A 20,353-nucleotide genomic window follows, 5' to 3' on the forward strand; every position below is an offset into this window, starting at 1 on the left:
CGCGGCCCGAGGGGCGGTCCAGTCGAGGTTGTCCACCAGCGTGGCGGGGTCCACACAGGCCGAGCCGAGCCGGGCCGGGCCGAGGTCCAGCCGAACCGAGCCGAGGTCCAGCCGAACCGGGCCGGCCGAACCGAGCCGAGTCGGGTGGGCGGGTGGCTGAGTAGGTGGGTGGCTGAGTAGGTGGGTGGCTGAGTAGGTGGGTGGCCCAGCGGTGTAGACCCTGACGTGTGTTGACGGCGGTTGAAACTTGAGCGGTGACGGCAACGTGAGCGGACAGCTGGCTGGACGAAGCACCGGGTCGCTGCCCCTAGAGGTTCATCGGCGCGAACCGCGTCCGAACCACAGGTGAGTCCCCCATCCATGTCGGCGCCGAACTGCGCCCACGCGTGACGTCCCGCAGACAAGGAAGGACCCCCGGGCGATATCCCGGGGGCCCTACCGTGCGTCAGTCAGGAACGCAGATCAGTTCTGGCGAACCAGGCTGTTGTTCTCGTCGTACTGGAAGATACCGATGGTTGCCTCGGTCGGGTCACCGTTCTCGTCGAAGGTGATCGGGCCGGACGGACCGTCGTAGTCGGTGATCTCACCGGCGATGATGGCGTTGGCTGCGTCCTCGAAGGTGGTGACCTTCTCGCCGCCGCCGGTGCCGCCGGAGACCTGACCCATCCAGGTGGCCATGTCCGGGCCATCGACGGAGTTGCCCGCAAGTGCGGCCAGCGCTGCGAGGATCACCGCGTCGTAGGACTCCGCCGCGTAGTTGAAGTCCTTCAGCTCCTCACCGGAGTGATCCTGCCAGAGGTCGATGAGCTCGTTGCGGAAGTCGTCGCCCAGGTCGGGGCCGGGCTGGGTGCCCTTGGAGCCCTCGAGCGTGCCGGGGTCGAAGTCCGCGCTGTAGTCGGCGATGTTGCCATCAACGAAGTACAGGCTGCTCATGTCGACGCCAGCGGACTCCAGCGCCGGGATGATCGTCTTGATCTCCTCGAAGGTGATCAAAGCGATCGCGTCCGGGTCCGCCGCCAGGATGGTGCTGATCTGTGCGTCGAACGTCGTGTCACCCGCGTTGTAGGACTCGGTGGCGACCACGGTGCCGTTGGCCGCGGTGAAGGTCTCCGTGAGCTGAGCCTCCAGGCCGGTGCCGTAAGCGTCGTTCAGGTAGAGGATGCCCAGGTTGACCACGCCGTCGGAGGCGACCAGGTTGCCCAGCACCTCACCCTGGAGCAGGTCCGAGGGAGCCGTGCGCCAGTAGAGGTTGTTGTCCGGCCACGTGGTGAACTCCGGGGCCGTGTTGGCCGGGGAGATCATCAGCGTCTCGGCCGCCACGACCTCGTCGATGAAGAGCTTGGAGACACCAGAGGACGCCGCACCGACAATCACCTTGTTGTCAGCGTTGAGCAGCTGGGGCACGGTGGTCGCGTAGGCGCGGTTGTCCGGGTCGCCGGAGTCGCCCAGGGTCACCTCGACGGTGATGCCGAGGTCCGCCTCGTTGATGTGCTTCTCGGCCAGCAGGACACCGGCCTCCTCGGGCGGGCCCAGGAAGGCCAGCGCACCGGTCTGCGGCAGCACCGTGCCGACCTTCAGCGTCAGGTCACGGTCGCCCGCCTCCGGAGCGCCCGGGTCCTCGCCGCCGCCAGCGACAGGCGCGTCGGTGGCGCCGCCGGTCGCGTCACCCGTGTCGTCTGTCGTCTCGCTCGCACCGTCAGTGGTCTCGTCGTCCCCATCGTCACCGTCGCCCCCGCAGGCAGCGAGGATGAGGGACGAGGCAGCCAACACGGCGATTCCGCGGGCGGTCACGGACGTCCGCTTGCGGAGAGTAGATGAACTCATGTTGCTCCTTGCTCGTCGTGATCTGTCGATGCGTCCAGGGCGGGGCACCTCACGTATCTGCAAGGTAGGTCGCCGTGTCGCCGTGCACAAGCAACTCATGGCAGTCGTGTCTGGAACGGTCCCAAATCGTTATCTGAGAGTGACGTAAGACCCGATTTGGACCTCCCAATCGGTAGATGACCCCAGGTAGGCCCGTGTCTGGAAGGACTGGTTAATGGGCGGCGTCGTGCCAGGTGCGACCCCACCCGACACTCACGTCCAAGGGCACCGCGAGGTCGATCGCCGCCCCCATCTCACGTCGCACCAACTCCTCAACGGTGGCCTTCTCGTCCGCGGGCACCTCCAGGACCAACTCGTCGTGAACCTGCAGCAGCAGACGGCTGCTGAGGTCGCCCGCACGCAGCGCCTCCTCGACCCGCAGCATCGCGACCTTGATGATGTCGGCGGCCGACCCCTGGATCGGCGCATTCAGCGCCATCCGCTCAGCCATCTCACGCCGTTGCCGGTTGTCGGAGGTGAGATCCGGCAGATAGCGGCGCCGGCCCAGCATCGTCTCGGTGAACCCCGTGCCCCGGGCCTCCGCCACCACGTCCCGCAGGTAGTCGCGGACACCCCCGAAGCGCGCGAAGTACTCCTCCATCAGCCCGTTGGCCTCGCTGGTGGAGATGCCCAACTGCTTGGACAGGCCGAACGCCGAGAGCCCATAGGCCAGGCCGTAGCTCATCGCCTTGACCTTGGAACGCATCTCGGCCGTGACCTCACTGGGCTCCACGCCAAAGACCCGGGACCCGACGAAGCGGTGCAGGTCCTCCCCCGTCCGGAAGGCCTCGATCAGCCCCTCGTCCCCCGACAGGTGGGCCATGATCCGCATCTCGATCTGGCTGTAGTCGGCTGACAGCAGCTCGTCATAGCCTGCTCCCACCACAAAGGCCTCGCGGATGCGGCGCCCCTCCTCGGTGCGGATCGGGATGTTCTGCAGGTTGGGATCCGTGGAGCTGAGCCGTCCGGTGGCCGCGATGGTCTGCTGGTATGTCGTGTGGATGCGTCCGTCGTCCGCCACCGACTTGATCAGCCCCTCCGCCGTCACCCGCAGGCGGGCCTTGTCCCGGTGCCGCAGCAGTGCCTCCAGGAAGGGGTGCTCGGTCTGGGCATAGAGACCGGCGAGCGCATCGGCGTCGGTGGTGTAGCCGGTCTTGGTCCGCCGGGTCTTGGGCAGCCCCAGCTTCTCGAAGAGCACCGTCTGCAGCTGTTTGGGAGAGCCGAGGTTGACGGAGTCGTCATCGATGGCCTGCCAGGCGTCCTGCTGTGCCTGCGCCATGGCGTCACCGAACTCACCCTCCAGCCGCTCCAGCGCGTCCAGGTCAACGGCGATGCCCACCCGCTCCATCCTCCCGAGGACACCGACGAGCGGCAACTCGATGTCACTGAGCAGCTCAGCCCCCTGCACGTCGGCGATCTCAGCCTCGAGGGCGCCGGCGAGGTCCAGGACGGCCTGCGCGTGCACCAGGGCTGACTGCACGGCGGCGTCCCCCTCCCCGAGGTCCAGGTCGAGCAGCCCCTGGTCCGGCCGGTCCTCCTCGGCACGGAGCTCACGCTTGAGATAGCGCAGCACCAGGTCGGCCAGGTCATAGGACCGTTGGTCCGGACGGACGAGGTATGCCGCCAGGGCAGTGTCGCTGACCAGGCCCGCCAGGGGCAGCCCACGGGCCTGCAGCGCGTGCAACGGGCCCTTGGCGTCATGCAGCACCTTGGGCACCTGCTCGTCAGCGAGCCAGGACGCCAGGGCCGTCTCCGCAGTGTCGTCAAGGTCGTCCAGCGCGATAAACCCCGCACCCTCTGGCGTCGCGAGAGTGATGCTGGTGGCGTCGCCGGTGCCGCGTGCCCAGGAACCACTGACATGGACCCCGGTGCGGCTGCCCGCCGGAGCGTGCTCGGCGAGCCAGTCCGGCAGCTCGGCGGCGCTGAGCCGGCCGCCGGCCACCTCGATGCCCTCGTCGGCCTCGTCCTCCACCGGGTCGAGATAGTCGAAGAGGCGGTCCCGCAGGACGCGGAACTCCAACCGGTCGAAGACGGTGTGGATCTCCTCGCGGTCCCACACCCGTCGCTCCAGGTCCGCCAGGGTCAGGGGCAGCTCCAGGTCGCCGACCAGCTGGTTGAGGCGTCGGTTGCGCAGGACGCCGTCCAGGTGCGCCCGCAGGGACTCTCCCGCCTTGCCCTTGATCTGGTCGGCGTTGTCCACGATGCCCGCGAGGTCGTCATACTGCGTGATCCACTTGGCAGCAGTCTTGGGTCCCACCCCGGGGACCCCGGGGAGGTTGTCGGAGGACTCGCCCACCAGTGCCGCGAGGTCGGAGTAGCGCTCAGGACCCACGCCGTACTTCTCGGTGACCGCAGCGGGGGTCATCCGCGCGAGGTCCGAGACCCCCTTGCGCGGGTAGAGGACCGTCACCTTGTCCCCCACCAGCTGGTAGGCGTCCCGGTCACCGGAGCAGATGAGCACCTCCATGCCCTCCTCGCGGCCGCGGGCGGTCAGGGTGGCCAGGATGTCGTCGGCCTCGTAGCCGTCCATCTCCAGGAAGGGGATGCGCAGGGCGTCGAGCACCTCCCGGATGATCGGGATCTGACCCTTGAACTCCGAGGGGGTGGCGGAGCGGCCGGCCTTGTACTCGGCATACTCCTGCGCCCGGAAGGTCTGGCGTGAGACGTCGAAGGCCACCGCGACATGCGTGGGCGCCTCGTCGCGCATCACATTGATGAGCATCGAGGTGAACCCGAAGACCGCGTTGGTGCTCTGTCCCGTGGTTGTGGAGAAGTTCTCCACCGGCAGGGCGAAGAACGCGCGGTAGGCCAGGGAATGTCCGTCCAGCAGCAGCAGTCGACTCACGCATGCCACCCTAGGTCCCATGACTGACATCGCCGCAGCGCCACCCGTCCTACCCGACCCCAGAGGCCCCCTCCTGGAGCGGATGGAGATCGAGATCACGCACCTGGACGCCCAGCGCACCGTGGGTCGTATGCCGGTGGCTGGCAACACCCAGCCCTACGGCCTGTTGCACGGGGGTGCCTCTGCCGTCCTGGCAGAGTCGCTGGGGTCGATCGCCTCGGCGATGCACGCCGGGGCCGACCGGATCGCCGTGGGGGTCGACCTCAACATCACCCACCACCGGGCGGTGCGCGAGGGCCATGTCACAGGAGTCGCCACACCGCTGAGCCTGGGCCGCTCCGTCGCCGCCTACGAGATCGTCATCACCGACGACGAGGACCACCGGGTGGCCACCGCCCGGCTCACCTGCCAGCTGCGGGACCGACCTCCCGGCGCCTGACCGGAGGGCCCGGCATACCCTGCCTTCCGTGGACCAACTGTTCCCGGGCGCCGGCACCGCACTCAACGTCCTGACCGTGCTGGTCGGATCCCTCTTGGGCATGGTCTTCGGCCACCGGCTGTCCGAGCACACCCGGTCCGTGGTCACCGACTGTCTCGGGCTGGTGACCTTCCTGGTGGCCATCCTCTCCCTGCTGGACGTCACCTCACCGGCCCTCGTGGAGCACGTCGGGTCGGGGGTGCCGGTGCTCATCGTGCTCGGCGCACTGCTCATCGGCGGCATCACGGGGTCGCTATTGCGCATCGAGCAGCGCGTCGAGTCACTGGCCGGGGTGATCCAGGCCTTCGTCGCCCGCCGGACACCGGCGGTGGCCAATCTGGACACCGCCGCGGACGAGACGCCCGGGTGGCAGGACGGTTCGGAGGCGGCCTCCGCGTCGGCTCGCGAACGGTTCATCGAGGGCTGGTTGACGGCCTCGCTGCTCTTCTGCGTCGGCCCGCTGGCCATCCTGGGATCCCTGAACGACGGCTTGGGGCGCGGCATCGACGAGCTTGCCCTGAAGTCGGTGCTGGACGGCTTCGCGGCCCTGGCCTTCGCCGCGTCGTTCGGCCTCGGCGTGATATTCTCGGCGGTCTCCGTGGCCGTGGTGCAGGGTGGTCTGACCCTCGTGGGAGTGCTGCTGGGCTCGCTGGTCCCAGAGGCGCACATCGCGGCGCTGACCGCCGTGGGCGGGCTGCTCCTGATCGGCATCTCCCTGCGGTTGCTGCGGATCCGTGACCTGCCCGTGGGTGACCTGCTGCCAGCGTTGGCTGTCGCCCCCGTGCTGGTGTGGATCGTGGGCAGCCTGACCTAGCGGAGCTGCTTCCCGACGGGGCCGCTCGAGGTGACGTTGTGGCGGGAGGTCTGGGCCTACTTCTTGGCGGGCATGCCCGAGATGACCGCGTCGGCGACCTCACGCATCGACAGGCGCCGGTCCATGGCGGCCTTCTGGATCCAGCGGAAGGACTCCGCCTCGCTCAGCTTGAGCTGCTGCTGCAGCAGCCCCTTGGCGCGGTCGAGCCGCTTGCGGGTCTCGAAGCGCTCGGCCAGGTCGGCCACCTCGGACTCCAGCGCCTGCCGCTCCTGCCAGCGCGAACGGGCGATGTCGATGGCGGGCAGCACGTCGTTGGCGGTGAACGGCTTGACGACATAGGCCATCACGCCAGCGTCCCGGGCCCGCTCGACCAGCGCGCGGTCGCTGAAGGCCGTGAGCATCACGACCGGGGCGACGCCCTCCTTGCCCAGCACCTCGGCCGCGCTGATGCCGTCCATCCCGGGCATCTTCACGTCCATGATGACCAGATCAGGGGTCAGCTCACGGGCCATCGTGACGGCCTGCTCGCCGTCGGCGGCCTGCCCCACGACGTCATAACCGGCCTCGCCGAGCATCTCGGCCAGGTCGAGCCGGATCAGGGCCTCGTCCTCGGCGACCAGGACGCGCACGGCAGCCGGCTCGGCACTCTCGCTGGTCTGCTCCGTCTCGGTGCTGGCGGTCTCGGGCTCCGTCGCCTTGGGCGGGCGCGGCACTGGGCGCTCTGACGTGGTCACTGGTGCAGACTAACCCTTCGGACTGGCTGGCTCCCTGTCGGGCGCGCGTGTGGCCCGGAGCGCGGATCGGCACCGGACGTCAGGACGCCCGAGGACGTCGCTGGTGCCGGGAGCGGGACTCGAACCCGCACGCCCTTTCGAGCAGAGCATTTTGAGTGCTCCGTGTCTGCCATTCCACCACCCCGGCAGGGGGACCGGGACAGCATACCGGCAGCACGGCGCAGGCCGAACGCGGCAACGCACCTGACGCAGGTGCGGTATGGCGCCGGGCGAGCTCGAAGCGGTGGTCCGGAGGTGCGGTATGCCGGCGGGCGGGCCCGGGGCGGTGTTCCGGAGGTCCCCCCGCAGGTCGGCGAGGGCCTAGCGTTGGCCGAGCAGCTTGGCGTAGGCCGGCGCACGACCGTGGACCGCGTCGCCGACCCGGTGCAGCCGCAGCGCGTTGGTCGCCCCCGGAGTGCCGGGCGGCGACCCTGCCACGATCACGATGAGCTCGCCCTCGGCGCACCGGTTCTGTTGGATCAGCACCTCGTCGACCTGCATCACCATCTCGTCGGTGTGCTCGACCATGTCGGTGAGGAAGGTCTCCACGCCCCAGGTCATGGCCAGCTGCGAACGGGTGGAGGGCAACGGGGTGAACGCCAGCACAGGGGTCACGCTGCGCAGGCGCGCCATCCGCCGGGCCGAGTCCCCGGTCTGGGTGAAGGTCACCATGAACGCGACATCAAGGAACTCGGCGATCTCTGCCGCCGCCTTGGTGACCGCACCGCCGGTGGTGTGCGGCTTCGTGCCCAACGGCACGATGCGGTCCATGCCGTGCTCCTCGGTGTTGGCGATGATGGTGGCCATCGTCTCCACCGCCTTGATCGGCCAGGCACCGACGCTGGTCTCCCCGGAGAGCATGATGGCGTCGGCACCGTCGAGCACCGCGTTGGCGCAGTCACTGGCCTCGGCCCGCGTCGGTCGCGGGTTGGTGATCATCGACTCGAGCACCTGCGTGGCCACGATCACCGGCTTGGCGTTGCGCCGCGCGATCTCCACGGCACGCTTCTGCACCAGCGGGACGGCCTCCAGTGGCAGCTCGACACCCAGGTCGCCGCGCGCCACCATGATCCCGTCGAAGGCGGCCACGATGTCCACGAGGTTGTCCACGGCCTGTGGCTTCTCGATCTTGGCGATGACCGGCAGCCGGAGCCCCTCCTCGTCCATGATCCGGTGCACGTCCTCGATGTCCTTGCCGCTGCGCACGAAGGACAGGGCGATGACGTCGACCCTGGTCCGCAGCGCCCACCGCAGGTCCTCGGCGTCCTTCTCACTCAGCGCCGGCACGGACACGGCGGTGCCCGGCAGGTTGATGCCCTTGTGGTCGGACACCTCTCCGCCGATGACGACGGTGGTCACCACGTCGGTGTCGGTCACGTCCGTGCAGGTGAGCTGGATCTTGCCGTCGTCGATCAGCAGCTCGTCGCCGACCTTGACGTCACCGGGCAGCCCCGCGAAGGTGGTGCCGACCTCGTGCTCGTCACCGGGGACGTCACGGGTGGTGATCGTGAAGCTCTGACCGGGCACCAGCTGCACCGGACCGGCCGCGAAGGTGCCGGTTCGGATCTTCGGCCCCTGCAGGTCGGCCAGGACCGCGACCGCCCGCTCCAGCTCGTCGCCGGCCTGGCGGACCAGGTGATACCGACGGTCATGGTCCTCGTGGGTGCCGTGGGACATGTTCATCCGGGCGACATCCATCCCGGCGCCCACGAGGGCCCGGATCTCCTCATAGCTGTCGGTGGCTGGCCCAAGGGTGCACACGATCTTTGCTCGACGCATGAGTCCCAGCCTAGAGGTAGCGGGGGCGATCAGCTCACTACCCCAACCGGCTGGTCGGCCCGGCAACCCGGTGCTGGGGTCGCCGGGACGGCAACGGGCCCCGTCCCGGCGCGGCAGGATCCTGCTCAGCCCGTCAGAGGGCACCCTCGAGGATTGCCGCAGGAGCCTGCTCAGCCATCAGAGGGCACCCTCGAGGATGGCCGGGAAGGAGTTCGGGTCACGCATCAGGGTGTTCATCTGCTCGTTGCCCAGCTCCTCGCCGTTGATGAAGACGCGGGGGCTGCCGGAGACGCCGTCCTGGTTGGACCGGGTCTGCATGTCCTTGACGTAGTCGTTGTGCGTGCCGTCGGCCAGGCAGGCGGTGAACGTGTCGAGATCGCCCACCCCGGAGTCCTCGGCGAAGCCGACCAGTTGCTCGTCCGTCCAGCCGGTGCCCTCATCCTCCGGCTGCCCGGCAAAGAGCCTCTGGTGGAACTCGGGGAAGGCACCCTGGTCGTCGGCGCACAGGGCCGCGTTAGCGCCCCGCAGGGAGGAGTCGGTGCCCAGGTTGCTGTCCAGGAAGGACATCAACGTGAAGGTGAGCTGGATGTCTCCGTCGTCTGCGGCCTCGAGCATCGCCGGTCCGGAGACCTCCTCCAGCAGCCCGCACCAGGGGCACTGATAGTCCACATAGACCCGGACGTCGGGCGCGTCACTGCCGGCGTCACCCACCCGGATGCCGCCGGCGTTGGGCAGCGCGCTGGGCGAGCTGCCCCCACCGGTGACGGAGGCGCCGTCGTCGCGGGTGTCGTCCACCGGGTCGGGCCGGAACGCGATATAGACGATCACCGCGATGAGGACGACCACCAGAGCCACCACCGCGCCGATCAGCCCGGGAGAGGGTCCGTTCTTGGGAGGTGGCGGGATGTGGGCGGGCGGACGAGCCATCAGGTGGCGCCTTTCGTGGTGGAGGGTGCAGTATGCCGGGCCGAGAGACGGGTGGACCCCGTCCCGTCGGGTGGCTCCCCGGCCGAGCGGGCCGGGCGCGCGCGCCGGAAGATCAGCGTGTCGAGCGCGAGGAGCGAACGGGGCCGCACGACGAGCCAGAGGCCGGCGCCGAAGAGCGCGGCGTCGCGCACGATCTCGCTCAGATAGGCGGTTTCGGACGGGTCGACCGGCCCACCGGTGCCGAAGCACCCACAGTCGATGGCCAGGCCCCGGGCCCAGGCCGAGGCGATGCCTGCGATGAAGACCACCATCAGCAGCGCGCCGAGGGCCGCGCTCCAGCGGGTCAGCAGGCCCAGCACCAGGAGCAGCCCCAGCGCGATCTCCACGACCGGCAGCATCAGCCCGATCATCTCGGCCAACTGGTAGTCAAAGAGCCGGTAGGCCACCACCGACTGGATCGAGCCGGTGGTGTCACCGACCTTGAGCAGGCCGGCGGCCAGCAGCACGCCGCCGAGGGCGAGACGGCACAGGAGTCCGATCAGGTCGGCCCACCGCTGCCGGCTCATGGCGTCTCCCGCAGCGCCAGCGCCGCCACCTGGCCCCGCGTCATCGCCGACGAACCCCGTCCGCCAGCTCGGCGGTCAGGGTGCGCAGCGGCTCCAGGCCGGCACCCGACGTGTGGCCCTCCCCCAGGACACGCACGAGGGCCGAGCCGACGATGACACCGTCAGCGAAGGAGGCGACCTCGGCCGCCTGATCCCCGGTGGACACGCCCAGGCCGACGCACACGGGCAGGTCGGTGACCTTCCGGGTGCGCGCCACAAGCTCCCGGGCGCCGCCACCGACGCTGGTGCGCGTGCCGGTGACCCCCATCGTCGAGGCGGCATAGACGAATCCCCGGCACGCAGCGGTCGTCATCGCCAAGCGCGCATCGGTCGAGCTGGGCGCGACGAGAAAGATCGGGGCCAGTTCGTGCGCGGTGGCAGCGGTCGTCCACTCGCCGGCCTCGTCAGGGATGAGATCCGGGGTGATCAGTCCGGCTCCACCGGCGGCCGCCAGGTCTCGGGCGAAGGACTCGGGCCCGTAGCGCAGGACCGGGTTCCAGTAGCTCATCACCACGGCGACGCCACCGGCAGCGGCGACGGCCTCGACGTTGCCGAGCAGGTCGGCCACCCGGAAGCCACCGGCCAGGGCCTGGTCTGCCGCGTCCTGGATGACCGGCCCGTCCATCAGCGGGTCGGTGTAGGGCACCCCGACCTCGACGATGTCCGCGCCGGCCTCGACCAGGGCGACCATCGCCGCGCGGGAGGAGCCGTTGTCGGGGAAGCCGGCGGGAAGGTAGGTCATCAACGCCGCGCGGTTCTCCGCACGGCAGGTGGCGAAGACGCTGTCCAGGGCGTGCAACGAGCTCATGCCTCGACTCCCTCGGCTGGTGCGTGACTCTCATCGCCGGCACTCTCATCGTCGGCGGGGTGGTCGCCGGTCAGCCCGAACCAGGCCGCTGCGGTCTCCACGTCCTTGTCGCCCCGTCCTGACAGGTTGATGAGTATGACGGTGCCCGGGGCGGCCTCCCGACCCACCTTGAGCGCACCGGCCAGGGCGTGGGCGGACTCGATGGCTGGCAGGATCCCCTCGGTCCGGCAGAGCAGCGCGAAGGCGTCCATCGCCTCCGTGTCACTGATCGGCTGGTACTCCGCCCGGCCGCTGTCGCGCAGGTAGGCGTGCTCCGGACCGACGGAGGGATAGTCAAGCCCGGCCGACACCGAGTGGGACTCCAGGGTCTGACCGTCCTCGTCCTGGAGGACGTAGGTGGCGGCACCGTGCAGCACGCCCGGCTCGCCGGCGCTGAACCGGGCCGCGTGGCGGCCGGTCTCGACACCCTCGCCACCGGCCTCGAAACCGACCAGCCGGACGGAGGGCTCGTCCCGGAAACGCTGGAAGATGCCCATGGCGTTGGAGCCGCCACCCACGCAGGCACAGACGATGTCCGGCAGGCCGCCGGTGACCGCCTGCAGCTGGTCGTGGGCCTCGTCACCGATGATCCGGTGGAAGTCACGCACCATGGTCGGGAAGGGGTGTGGCCCGGTGACGGTGCCCAGCAGGTAGTGCGTGTCCTCGACGTGGGTGACCCAGTCGCGCAGCGCCTCGTTGATCGCGTCCTTCAGGGTGGAGTTGCCGTGCTTGACAGGGACGACCTCGGCCCCGAGCAGCCGCATCCGGGCCACGTTGAGAGCCTGGCGCCGGGTGTCCTTCTCCCCCATATAGACGGTGCACTCCAGGCCGAGCAGGGCGGCGGCGGTGGCCGTGGCCACGCCGTGCTGGCCGGCGCCGGTCTCGGCGATGACCCGCTTCTTGCCCATGCGGACGGTCAGCAGCGCCTGGCCCAGGACGTTGTTGATCTTGTGGGACCCGGTGTGGGTCAGGTCCTCCCGCTTGAGGAAGACCCGCACGTCACCGATGTGCTCGGCAAACCGGGCAGCCTCGGTCAACGGCGTCGGCCGACCGGTGTAGTCACGGTGCAGCCGGGCCAGCTCCTCGGTGAAGACAGGATCAGCCATCGCCTCGAGGCGGGCGGCGTCCAGCTCCTCCAGGGCCGCGATCAGGGCCTCCGGGACGAACCGGCCGCCGAAGTCGCCGAAACGACCGATCTGCTCGCTCACGCTGTCTCCTCCACATCCACTTGACGACCACCTGCAGCCAGGAGTTCCCGGGCCGCACGACGTGGCTCGGTCCCGGTGACCAGGGCCTCACCGACCAGAACCGCCCGGGCTCCGGCCGCGACGTAGTCCCGGACACTCGCCGGCCCGGTGACCCCAGACTCGGCCACGCCGATCGCGCCCTGGGGCACCAGTGGCAGCAGCCGGGTGACGGTGGCCGGGTCCACCTCGAGGGTCTTGAGGTTGCGGGCGTTGACGCCGATGATCCGGCCACCCGCCTGCACGCACCGGGCCAGCTCCTCCTCGTCGTGGGCCTCCAGGAGACCGTGCATCCCGAGCTCCTCCACCAGGGCGAGCAGCTCGACGAGGTCTTCCTGGTCCAGGGCGGAGGCCATCAGCAGCACGAGATCCGCGCCGTGGGCCCGGGCTTCCCAGACCTGGTAGGGGTCGACCACGAAGTCCTTGCGCAGCACCGGGATGTCGACCGCTGCGCGCACGGCGTCCAGGTCGGCCAGGCTGCCTCCGAAGCGGCGCTGCTCGGTCAGGACACTGATCACGCTGGCTCCCCCGGCGGCATACTCGGCGGCCAGCTCGGCGGGGTCGGGGATGTCGGCCAGCGCCCCCTTGGAGGGGCTGGCGCGCTTGACCTCAGCAATCAGGTGGACCCCGCCAGGAGCGGACAGTGCCGCGAGCGCGTCGCGCGCAGGTGGGGCCGTCTCGACCACCTCGCGCAGGCGCTCCAGGGGGAGGTCGGCGCGGCGGGTGGACAGGTCTTCGCGGACTCCGTGAAGGATCTGGTCAAGGACGGTAGGCACGGTCCCAGCGTATCCGTGCTGAGCAGGGCACCGGTGCGCGGGTCACGCGTGGTGCGGCTCGGGGGTCCGCGGCTGATCAGCCATGGAGGGCGGCTGATCACGGGCAGCTGACGCGCCTGCTCAGGGACGTCGGCGGCGGCTCATCACGGGCTGCTGACGCGCGTGATCAGGGGCGGTCGAGGCGGCTGACCAGGGCAGGCCCGGGGCGGTGTGCGCTCAGGCGTCGCGCTGGTTCCAGTGCGTCTCGTCATAGCCCGCGGCGTTGAGACCCCACCAGGCGCCGACCGCGATCACCGCGACGGCCACCCCGCTCCACGTCGCCCAGTCCCACCCGAAGAAGACACCGAGGCAGACCAGCAGACTGGCCAGCAGCAACAGGATGGTCCCGGTCCATGCCGCGACAGAGTTGCCGTGTCCGTGGTCATCCATGCTCTTGCTCCTGTGTCCGGCGGGGTGTGCTGAGTGCCATTGTGCCAGGTGGATCCCAGTCTTGGGACCGGGGCCGCGCCCTCATCGTCAACTGTGGGTTCCGGCCTCGGGACCGGGAGCACGCCCTAGTCGTCGACTGTGGGGTCCCGTCCGTGCGACAGGTCGTCCCAGGCGTCGGTGGGTCGCGGCTCGCGGGTGCTGCTGCTCTGCGCGCCGTCCTGCCCGTCTCGCTCCCCGCCTCGTGCACCGGTGGCGCCGCGGCGCGGGGTGTGCCACCAGTGCAGTCCGCAGAGCAGCGCGCCGAGCAGGACCAGCAGGGCCCCGAGGAGGGCAACCCACGGCCACGCGGTGATCGTGGTGTCCGTGGCCTGCACGGTCAGGCCGGTCGCGCCGGGGCGGTCAGCGGCGACGGCCTCGACGGCTCCTTGCGGCCTGAGAAGGGACCGCAGCGCGGGCAACGCGGCCAGGCCGCTGCCACCGGCCAGGCACCAGGCGGCAGCCAGACGCACAGGTCGGGAGCCGACCAGGCCCGCCAGGACCGCAGCCCCGGCCAGCAGGGCACCGGCGGTCAGCGTGGCACCGGCCTGGGTGCCGGTGACCGTGATGCGCGTCGCGCCGATCACCGGGTCGTTCCAGGTGCCGCTCACCCAGGCCTGGCCCGAGCTGATCAGGAGCAGCGCTGTCCCCAGCGCTGCCCACAGCCACCACCGTTTCATGACCCCATCCTGACGGTTCTGGCCCCGGGGAGCACGGCCGGCACCGCTCGCGCGCACCGCTGGCGCCGCGATCCGGTTCCGTCGGACCGGCTGTCCGGTCCTCCCGGCACGGCTAGCCCGGTTCCGTCGGACCGGCTGTCCGCTCCTCCCGGCACGGCTAGCCCTGCTGCTGGACGGCCCAGGACGCGTGCATCCGGGTGTAGACGCCGCCGGCGTTGACCAGCTCATGGTGCGGGCCGACCGCCACGATCCGACCCTTGTCGACCACGACGACGACGTCGGCCGCCTCAGCGGTGGAGAGCCGGTGCGCAATGGCCACCGAGGTGCGCCCCCGGGTCAGCCCTTCCAGGGCCCGTTGGATCCGGACCTCGGTCGCGGGGTCGACGGCACTGGTCGCCTCGTCGAGCACCAACAGGTCGGGGTCGGCCAGATAAGCCCGGGCGATCGCCACCAGCTGGCGCTCACCCGCTGACAGCGACTCACCACGCTGTCCAACCTGCGTGGCCAGGCCCATTGGCAGACCGGACAGCCAGGGGTCCAGCCCCAGCTCGGTCATCGCCAGCTCGATGTCCTCGTTCTCGGCCTCGGGACGTCCGAAGCGGATGTTCTCCATCAGGGACTGGTCAAACAGGAATCCCTCCTGGGGCACCATCACGATGCGCCGCCGCAGGGAGGAGAAGGCAATCTCGCGCAGGTCGACACCGTCGATCAGGACGCGCCCCTCGCTGGGATCCATGAGCCGGGTGAGCAGCTTGGCCAGCGTGGTCTTGCCCGAGCCGGTCTCGCCCACCACTGCCACCCGGGTCTGGGGCTCCAGGGTCAGGGTGACGTCCTGCAGCACGCGGTCGCCGCCGGGGTAGGAGTAGGCGACGTCCTCGAACTGGACGGTGATCGGCCCCCGCGGCAGCTGGACACCGGCCTCCCCCGGGTCGGAGACATCGGCCGGGGTGTCGATCACGCCGATGACACGGCGCCAGCCCGCAACGGCGTTCTGCAGCTCGTTGAAGATCTCCGTGGCCTGCTGGACCGGTTGGGTGAACAGGTTGACCAGGAAGAGGAAGGCCAGCAGCTGGCCGAGGCTCATCTGGTCGTTGGCGGCCAGCACGGTGCCCACGACCAGCACGATGGCCGTCGTGATGCCACCGAAGGCCTGACCGGAGACAAAGGCGATCACCGAGCGGATCTGCGCCTTGATGGCCGCGGCCCGGTGGTTCTCGATGGCTCCGTCGATGCGCTGCTCGGTGCGGTTCTCGACGCCGTAGGCACGGATGGTGACCGCGCCGACGATCGACTCGGAGACGGCCCCCAGCAGCTCGCCGACGCGCACCCGCACGGCGCCGTAGGCCCGGCCCAGCATCGGCTGGAACTTGGTGATGAGCACGACAAGGGGAATCACGCACAGATAGACCACGCCCGCCAGGATCGGGCTGTAGAACACCATGAGGATCGTCGCCACCAGGATCTGCGCGCTGGAGACGAGCAGCATGATGCCGCCGAACTGGACGAACATCGAGATCGTGTCGACATCATTGGTGACGCGGGCCACCAGGGAGCCGCGGCGCTCGGTGCTCTGCGTCAGGACGGACAGGTCGTGGATGTGCCGAAAGGCGGTCAGGCGCAGGGTGGCCAGGCCGGACTCGGCGGCCTTGAACAGGCGCACGTTGACGACATACTGCGCCAGACCGGTGAAGATGATCGCGCCGGCGGCCAGGAGGACAGCGCGGAGCACAAAGTCGACGTCAGCTCCACCCTCGGCGAGGATGCCGTGGTCGGTGGCCTGCTGCACGACGAAGGGGATCAGCACCTTGCCCAGGGTGGCGAAGATGGCCAGCGCCACGGTGACCCAGAGTCCCTTCACCAGCTCCGGGGACAGCTCCAGGCCACGCTTCAGAGTGGCCCACGTGCTCAGGTCGTGGCTGCCACCGATCTCGCTGCTCTCGCCGGTGGCGTCGTGCTCGTCATCGCGGGCTGCGCGGGTTGTCGTCGTCATCAGTGCTCCTCATCCGCTGCCACGGCAGCACGTTCGGCTGCCTCCCGCGCATAGGCGTTGACCAGGTCGCCATAGCCCTGGCAACGCTCGATCAGCTCCGCGTGCGTGCCCTGGTCGAGCACCTGGCCCTGCTCGAGATAGACGATGTGATCGGCCAGCGCGATGGTGGCCATCCGGTAGGCGACGACCAGGACGGTCATCCCATCGCTGGTCTCCCGCAACCCGCCGAGAATCGCCTGCTCGATGGCCGGGTCGACGGCGCTGGTCGCGTCGTCCAGCACGAGCAGCCGCGGCCTGCGCACGATGGCGCGGGCGAGGGCGATCCGCTGGCGCTGACCGCCGGACAGGTTGCCGCCCCGCTCGCCGATCATCGCGTCGAGGGCACCGGGCATGCTGCTGACGAAGCCGTCGGCCCGGGCAGTGCGCAGCGCATCCCAGACCACCTCGTCGGACAGGTCCTCACCGAGGGTGACGTTGTCGCGGACCGGGTCGTCAAACATGAAGGTCTGCTGGGCGACCAGGGTGCCCACGTCCGGCACCTCACCCTTGCGGACGCTGCGCAGGTCGATGCCGTCCAGGGTGACCGCGCCAGTGTCGGGGTCCATGAGCCGCAGCACCAGGTTGGCCAGCGTCGACTTGCCCGACCCGGTGGGACCGACCATCGCCACGGTCCGTCCGGCCGGCACGTCCAACGTGACGTCCCGGATGGCCATGCTGCGCTGCTGACCCAGCTGCTCGACCACCGGCTCGGGGGCCTCCTCCGCCCCCAGGACAGCACGCTCGGCCGGCTCGGCATAGGCATAGGAGACCCCCTCGGTGCGCGCGTGAGCCGCGCCCTCGCGCGGCAGGCGCTCCTCGCCATACGCCATGGAGCCACTGGCTCGCAGGACGGAGTCCACGCGGCGATAGCCGACGACCGAGCGGGGGATCTCGGCCAGCACCCAGCCCAGGGCGCGGACCGGGAAGGCGAGGATCGAGAAAAGGTAGGCGATCTCCACGACGTCGGCGGCGGTCAGGTCACCGGAGGCGACGCGCGCCGTGCCGACCGCCAGAACGGCCAGCGTGCCGAGCACGGGGATGGCCTCGATCACCGGCTCGAACATGCCCCGGGTGCGGCCCACCGTGATCAGCGAGTCGCGCAGGTCGTTGGTGACCCGACCAAACCGGTCGGTCTCCTCCTGCTCGCGGCCCATGGCCTTGACCAGCATCCCGGCCTCGAAGGACTCGTGCGCAACCTCGGCGACCTCGGCGCGCAACTGCTGGGCGCGGGTGATGCGCGGGGACATGAACCGCTGGAAGACGAGGTTGGCCGCAAACAGGCCCGGGAACACCAGGAAGCCGATCAGCGCCAGGAACGGGTCCACGACCACCATCTGGGTGCCGGCGATGAGCAGCATCACGATGACCCCGATGGCCATCGGCAGCGGGTTGAAGATCTGCCAGGCCGCCTCGATGTCCGCGTGGGCGTTGGACAGCAGTTGGCCCGAGGGGTGGGCGTGGTGCCAGCTCAGCGGGAGTCGCAGGTACTGCCGGGTGACGCGCTGACGGTAGAGGGCCTGCAGGTTGAAGCCCGCGATGGAGGCGGCCACCCGCCGCAGCACCACACCGGTCATATTGACCACCAGGACGGCCAGCAGCACCCAGAAGATGGTCCACAGACCGCTGGAGGTGACCTGACCGCTCTCCACCGCCGGGGTCACCTCGGTCTCGGTGACGTAGCCGATCGCCCAAGCGGTGCCCACGGTGGCCAGCGCCCACAGCGCGGACCCGACGACGGCGACCGCAAAGATCTTCTTCTGCTGCCGGATGCCGGTCCAGATCACCCGCAGCCCCTGGCGCAGGATCGCCGGGGTCGGGCGTGGTCGCTCGACCGGTCTGGTGGCAGACGTCACGTCAGAAGGCTCCTTCACACTGGGCGGAGTCCCGTGCTGACCGGTCCGTGGTCTGCATCAGGGAACGCAGCCATCCGGACCCACCCGGTGGCGCACCCACTATCTTCGCACGACCGGTTGGCAAGTCCGAATCAATTTCACCTGGTCCCCTGGCTCCCCAGGGGCCGCGGAGCTCACCTGCTGTGGTGGGTGACCAGTGCCGCCAGTCGGGAGGCCTCGGCACGACCGAACTCGCCGTCGGCGCGCTGGATCCCCATCACCGCCAGCTCCTCCGTGTCGCTGAGCTCCAGGACTGCCCACGGCGTGCCGCCGGCGAAGGTGACGCGCACGATCTCGGCCCACTCCACGTCCCGGCTGTGGACCAGGTTGACCACGCGCAGCCCGGCCGTCGTGGGCACGGCACGCACCATCCCAAAACGCCACAGCCCGGCCGCGAGGAGAATGGCGAGCAGCACCACCAGGACCCGGTCAGCCGGGTTCCAGCCGTGCCCGGGCGCCAGGACGACCAGCACCGCAAAGCTCACCAGCACCGCCAGCGCCGAGGCACGGGCCACGAGGGCACCACGACGAGGTCGGAAGACGGCATAGGGGTCCCTGGTGCTCACCTAGCCCACACTAACCAGGCCCGGCCAGGCTCGACCCGCACGGCCTGGTCAGGTGGTGCTGTCCGCCAGGGCCGGGGCTGCCTGCGGCGCCTCATCCCGCGCGGCACGGCGCCACACGAAGAAGCCCCAGGCGACGAAGGCGCCGTACGCCGCATACATGATCGCCGAGGGGTAGTAGCCGGAGTGCCACAGCAGCGGCACCCCCACTAGGTCGACCGCGATCCAGACGAGCCAGAAGTCGACCCAGCCTCGGGCCATGGCGTAGGTCGCCAGGATCGACCCGACGAAGATCCAGGCGTCGGTCCAGTAGTACCAGTCCGGCGCCGGCCATCCCACGCCGACCTGCTGGAAGATCCACTGGCACAGGACCACCAGCCCCGCCGCAGCGAGGAGGTATGCCGTGCGCTCCCGGGCCGAGGCCCATCGCGGGGTGATCGCCGGCTCACCCTTGGCCCGCGTCCGCAGGGATTTGTTCCAGGCCCACCAGCCGTAGACGCTGGTGATGATGAAGAAGACCTGGCGAGCCGCCTGTCCGAACAGGCTGTGCTCCTGGGGCGTGGCGAACCACACCCCCATGAAGACGGTGAAGAGAAAGACATTGCCGATGATGCCCACCGGCCAGGCCCAGACCAGTCGGCGCATCCCGAGGATCGCCGAGGCGATGCCAAAGAGGTTGCCCACGACTTCGCGCCAGAGAATGGTGTGCTGGCCGAGCTGAAGCTCGGCGGTGAAAAGGTCGTTCCAGACGTCCACGACGTGCATCCTTTGCGGATCAGGTGGCCGAGAACGACAAAACCCCGGCCACGAACGGTGTGGGCGCCGGGGGTTGCGTGAAGCGATACGCGTCGTCGTGCGGGCCCGTCCCAGGGGTGCCGTTGCCGGCACCTCGGTGCGGTCCGTCGCCGCGGCGACGCGCGTGCTGCCTCCCATCCGGACTTTAACCGTCGGTCCCGGAATTTCACCAGGTCAGCCGGCCGCTGGCTGCGGCCGGGTCGCGGACTCTCACCGCCGGCTCGGAATTTCACCGACCCCGGAGCACGTATTGCCCGGCCATCCTACCGCGTCCGGAGCGCGTTCCACGGTCGGGGCGGGTCGACTGCCGGCGTCAGTGGTGGGCGTGCTCTGCCGCGAGGGCCCGCAGCTGGTCGATGCGCGTGGGCACGTCGTCGGCCCCGTAGACGGCTGATCCCGCCACGAAGACGTCCGCCCCGGCCTCGACGCACTGGCCGATGGTGTCCTGGGAGACTCCCCCGTCGACCTGGATCCAGATCTCTCCCCCGTGCCGGCGCACGGCCTCGCGGACCTCGCTGACCTTGGCCATCTGATCGGCCATGAAGGACTGTCCGCCAAAGCCCGGCTCGACCGTCATGACCAGGACCATGTCGACCTCCCGGAGCAGATCGGCGTAGGGGGCGAAGGGGGTCCCGGGCTTCACCGCGAAGGCCGCCCGGGCGCCGGCCGCCCGGATGGCGCGGGCGGTCGCCACCGGGTCCTTCGCGGCCTCGATGTGGAAGGTCACTGACGACCCGCCCGCCTCGGCATACTGCGGTGCCCAGCGGTCTGGGTCCTCGATCATCAGGTGGCAGTCCAGCGGGATGGGACTGACCCGCTTCAACGCCTCGACCACCGGCAGCCCGAGGGTCAGGTTGGGCACGAAGTGTCCATCCATCACGTCCACATGGGCCCAGTCAGCGGTGGCGATCCGGGCCAGCTCGGACTCGAGGTTGGCGAAGTCGGCGGACAGGATGCTGGGGCTGATCTGAAGCACGA

18 protein-coding genes, 1 tRNA gene and 1 riboswitch are annotated in these 20,353 nt (G+C 69.8%); of the genes, 2 read left to right on the forward strand and 17 right to left on the reverse strand.

The features are described from left to right. Positions 1-462: 462 nt before the first annotated feature. Both FNH13_RS11460 and polA read right to left on the reverse strand, forming a co-directional pair. Entirely contained in the window at positions 463-1,824 is a 1,362-nt protein-coding gene (locus tag FNH13_RS11460; RefSeq protein ID WP_143783543.1) for an ABC transporter substrate-binding protein, read from the reverse strand. 211 nt (positions 1,825-2,035) lie between these two features. After that, a complete protein-coding gene (gene polA / locus FNH13_RS11465) occupies positions 2,036-4,708 on the reverse strand; it encodes a DNA polymerase I (protein ID WP_143783544.1) in 2,673 nt (890 codons plus the stop codon). 19 nt (positions 4,709-4,727) lie between these two features. On the opposite strand from polA, the gene FNH13_RS11470 reads away from it, so the two are divergent. Next, on the forward strand, positions 4,728-5,147 hold the full coding sequence (locus FNH13_RS11470) for a PaaI family thioesterase (RefSeq protein ID WP_143783545.1): 420 nt from the start codon (positions 4,728-4,730) through the stop codon (positions 5,145-5,147). 28 nt (positions 5,148-5,175) lie between these two features. Continuing rightward, entirely contained in the window at positions 5,176-6,000 is an 825-nt protein-coding gene (locus FNH13_RS11475) for a DUF554 domain-containing protein (RefSeq protein ID WP_143783546.1), read from the forward strand. A 56-nt stretch (positions 6,001-6,056) separates the two neighbouring features. Here FNH13_RS11475 and FNH13_RS11480 read toward each other — a convergent pair whose 3' ends face one another. The 15 genes from FNH13_RS11480 to rpe form a co-directional block, all read right to left on the reverse strand. After that, positions 6,057-6,734 carry an ANTAR domain-containing response regulator gene (locus tag FNH13_RS11480; RefSeq protein ID WP_143783547.1) on the reverse strand — a complete coding sequence of 226 codons (678 nt, stop codon included), beginning with the start codon at positions 6,732-6,734 and terminating at the stop codon, positions 6,057-6,059. A gap of 101 nt (positions 6,735-6,835) precedes the next feature. Beyond that, positions 6,836-6,921: transfer RNA gene (locus tag FNH13_RS11485), tRNA-Leu, on the reverse strand. A 173-nt stretch (positions 6,922-7,094) separates the two neighbouring features. Further along, a complete protein-coding gene (pyk, locus tag FNH13_RS11490) occupies positions 7,095-8,552 on the reverse strand; it encodes a pyruvate kinase (RefSeq protein ID WP_143783548.1) in 1,458 nt (485 codons plus the stop codon). A 177-nt stretch (positions 8,553-8,729) separates the two neighbouring features. Then, positions 8,730-9,479 carry a DsbA family protein gene (locus FNH13_RS11495; RefSeq protein WP_143783549.1) on the reverse strand — a complete coding sequence of 250 codons (750 nt, stop codon included), beginning with the start codon at positions 9,477-9,479 and terminating at the stop codon, positions 8,730-8,732. Next, on the reverse strand, positions 9,479-10,045 hold the full coding sequence (locus FNH13_RS11500) for a MauE/DoxX family redox-associated membrane protein (RefSeq protein ID WP_143783550.1): 567 nt from the start codon (positions 10,043-10,045) through the stop codon (positions 9,479-9,481). Before FNH13_RS11500 ends, FNH13_RS11495 begins: the two co-directional genes overlap by 1 nt. Before the next feature lie 40 nt (positions 10,046-10,085). Beyond that, positions 10,086-10,892, reverse strand: coding sequence for a tryptophan synthase subunit alpha (gene trpA, locus FNH13_RS11505; protein WP_143783551.1), 807 nt, complete (start codon positions 10,890-10,892; stop codon positions 10,086-10,088). Further along, positions 10,889-12,139 carry a tryptophan synthase subunit beta gene (gene trpB / locus FNH13_RS11510; RefSeq protein ID WP_143783552.1) on the reverse strand — a complete coding sequence of 417 codons (1,251 nt, stop codon included), beginning with the start codon at positions 12,137-12,139 and terminating at the stop codon, positions 10,889-10,891. The genes trpA and trpB overlap by 4 nt, the downstream gene beginning before the upstream one ends. Then, positions 12,136-12,951 carry an indole-3-glycerol phosphate synthase TrpC gene (gene trpC, locus FNH13_RS11515; protein WP_143783553.1) on the reverse strand — a complete coding sequence of 272 codons (816 nt, stop codon included), beginning with the start codon at positions 12,949-12,951 and terminating at the stop codon, positions 12,136-12,138. Before trpC ends, trpB begins: the two co-directional genes overlap by 4 nt. Positions 12,952-13,167: 216 nt before the next feature. Next, entirely contained in the window at positions 13,168-13,380 is a 213-nt protein-coding gene (locus FNH13_RS11520; protein WP_143783554.1) for an HGxxPAAW family protein, read from the reverse strand. A 125-nt stretch (positions 13,381-13,505) separates the two neighbouring features. Continuing rightward, positions 13,506-14,096 (reverse strand): Trp biosynthesis-associated membrane protein, encoded by a 591-nt coding sequence (locus FNH13_RS11525; protein ID WP_165700095.1) that lies wholly within the window; start codon positions 14,094-14,096, stop codon positions 13,506-13,508. A gap of 157 nt (positions 14,097-14,253) precedes the next feature. After that, the gene (locus tag FNH13_RS11530) at positions 14,254-16,086 is read right to left on the reverse strand and encodes an ABC transporter ATP-binding protein (RefSeq protein WP_143783556.1); all 1,833 of its coding nucleotides are present in this window, start codon (positions 16,084-16,086) and stop codon (positions 14,254-14,256) included. Further along, positions 16,086-17,978: an ABC transporter ATP-binding protein gene (locus tag FNH13_RS11535; RefSeq protein ID WP_228266371.1), complete on the reverse strand. Its 1,893-nt coding sequence runs from the start codon at positions 17,976-17,978 to the stop codon at positions 16,086-16,088. The genes FNH13_RS11530 and FNH13_RS11535 overlap by 1 nt, the downstream gene beginning before the upstream one ends. 173 nt (positions 17,979-18,151) lie before the next feature. Next, positions 18,152-18,583 (reverse strand): PH domain-containing protein, encoded by a 432-nt coding sequence (locus tag FNH13_RS11540; RefSeq protein ID WP_143783557.1) that lies wholly within the window; start codon positions 18,581-18,583, stop codon positions 18,152-18,154. 48 nt (positions 18,584-18,631) lie between these two features. After that, the gene (gene pnuC, locus FNH13_RS11545; RefSeq protein WP_407669891.1) at positions 18,632-19,336 is read right to left on the reverse strand and encodes a nicotinamide riboside transporter PnuC; all 705 of its coding nucleotides are present in this window, start codon (positions 19,334-19,336) and stop codon (positions 18,632-18,634) included. 160 nt (positions 19,337-19,496) lie between these two features. Then, a riboswitch (FMN riboswitch) is annotated at positions 19,497-19,625 on the reverse strand. A gap of 63 nt (positions 19,626-19,688) precedes the next feature. Then, a complete protein-coding gene (gene rpe, locus FNH13_RS11550) occupies positions 19,689-20,351 on the reverse strand; it encodes a ribulose-phosphate 3-epimerase (RefSeq protein WP_143783559.1) in 663 nt (220 codons plus the stop codon). Positions 20,352-20,353 lie beyond the last annotated feature (2 nt).

The sequence above is a fragment of the Ornithinimicrobium ciconiae genome (assembly GCF_007197575.1).
Taxonomy (GTDB): domain Bacteria; phylum Actinomycetota; class Actinomycetes; order Actinomycetales; family Dermatophilaceae; genus Ornithinicoccus; species Ornithinicoccus ciconiae.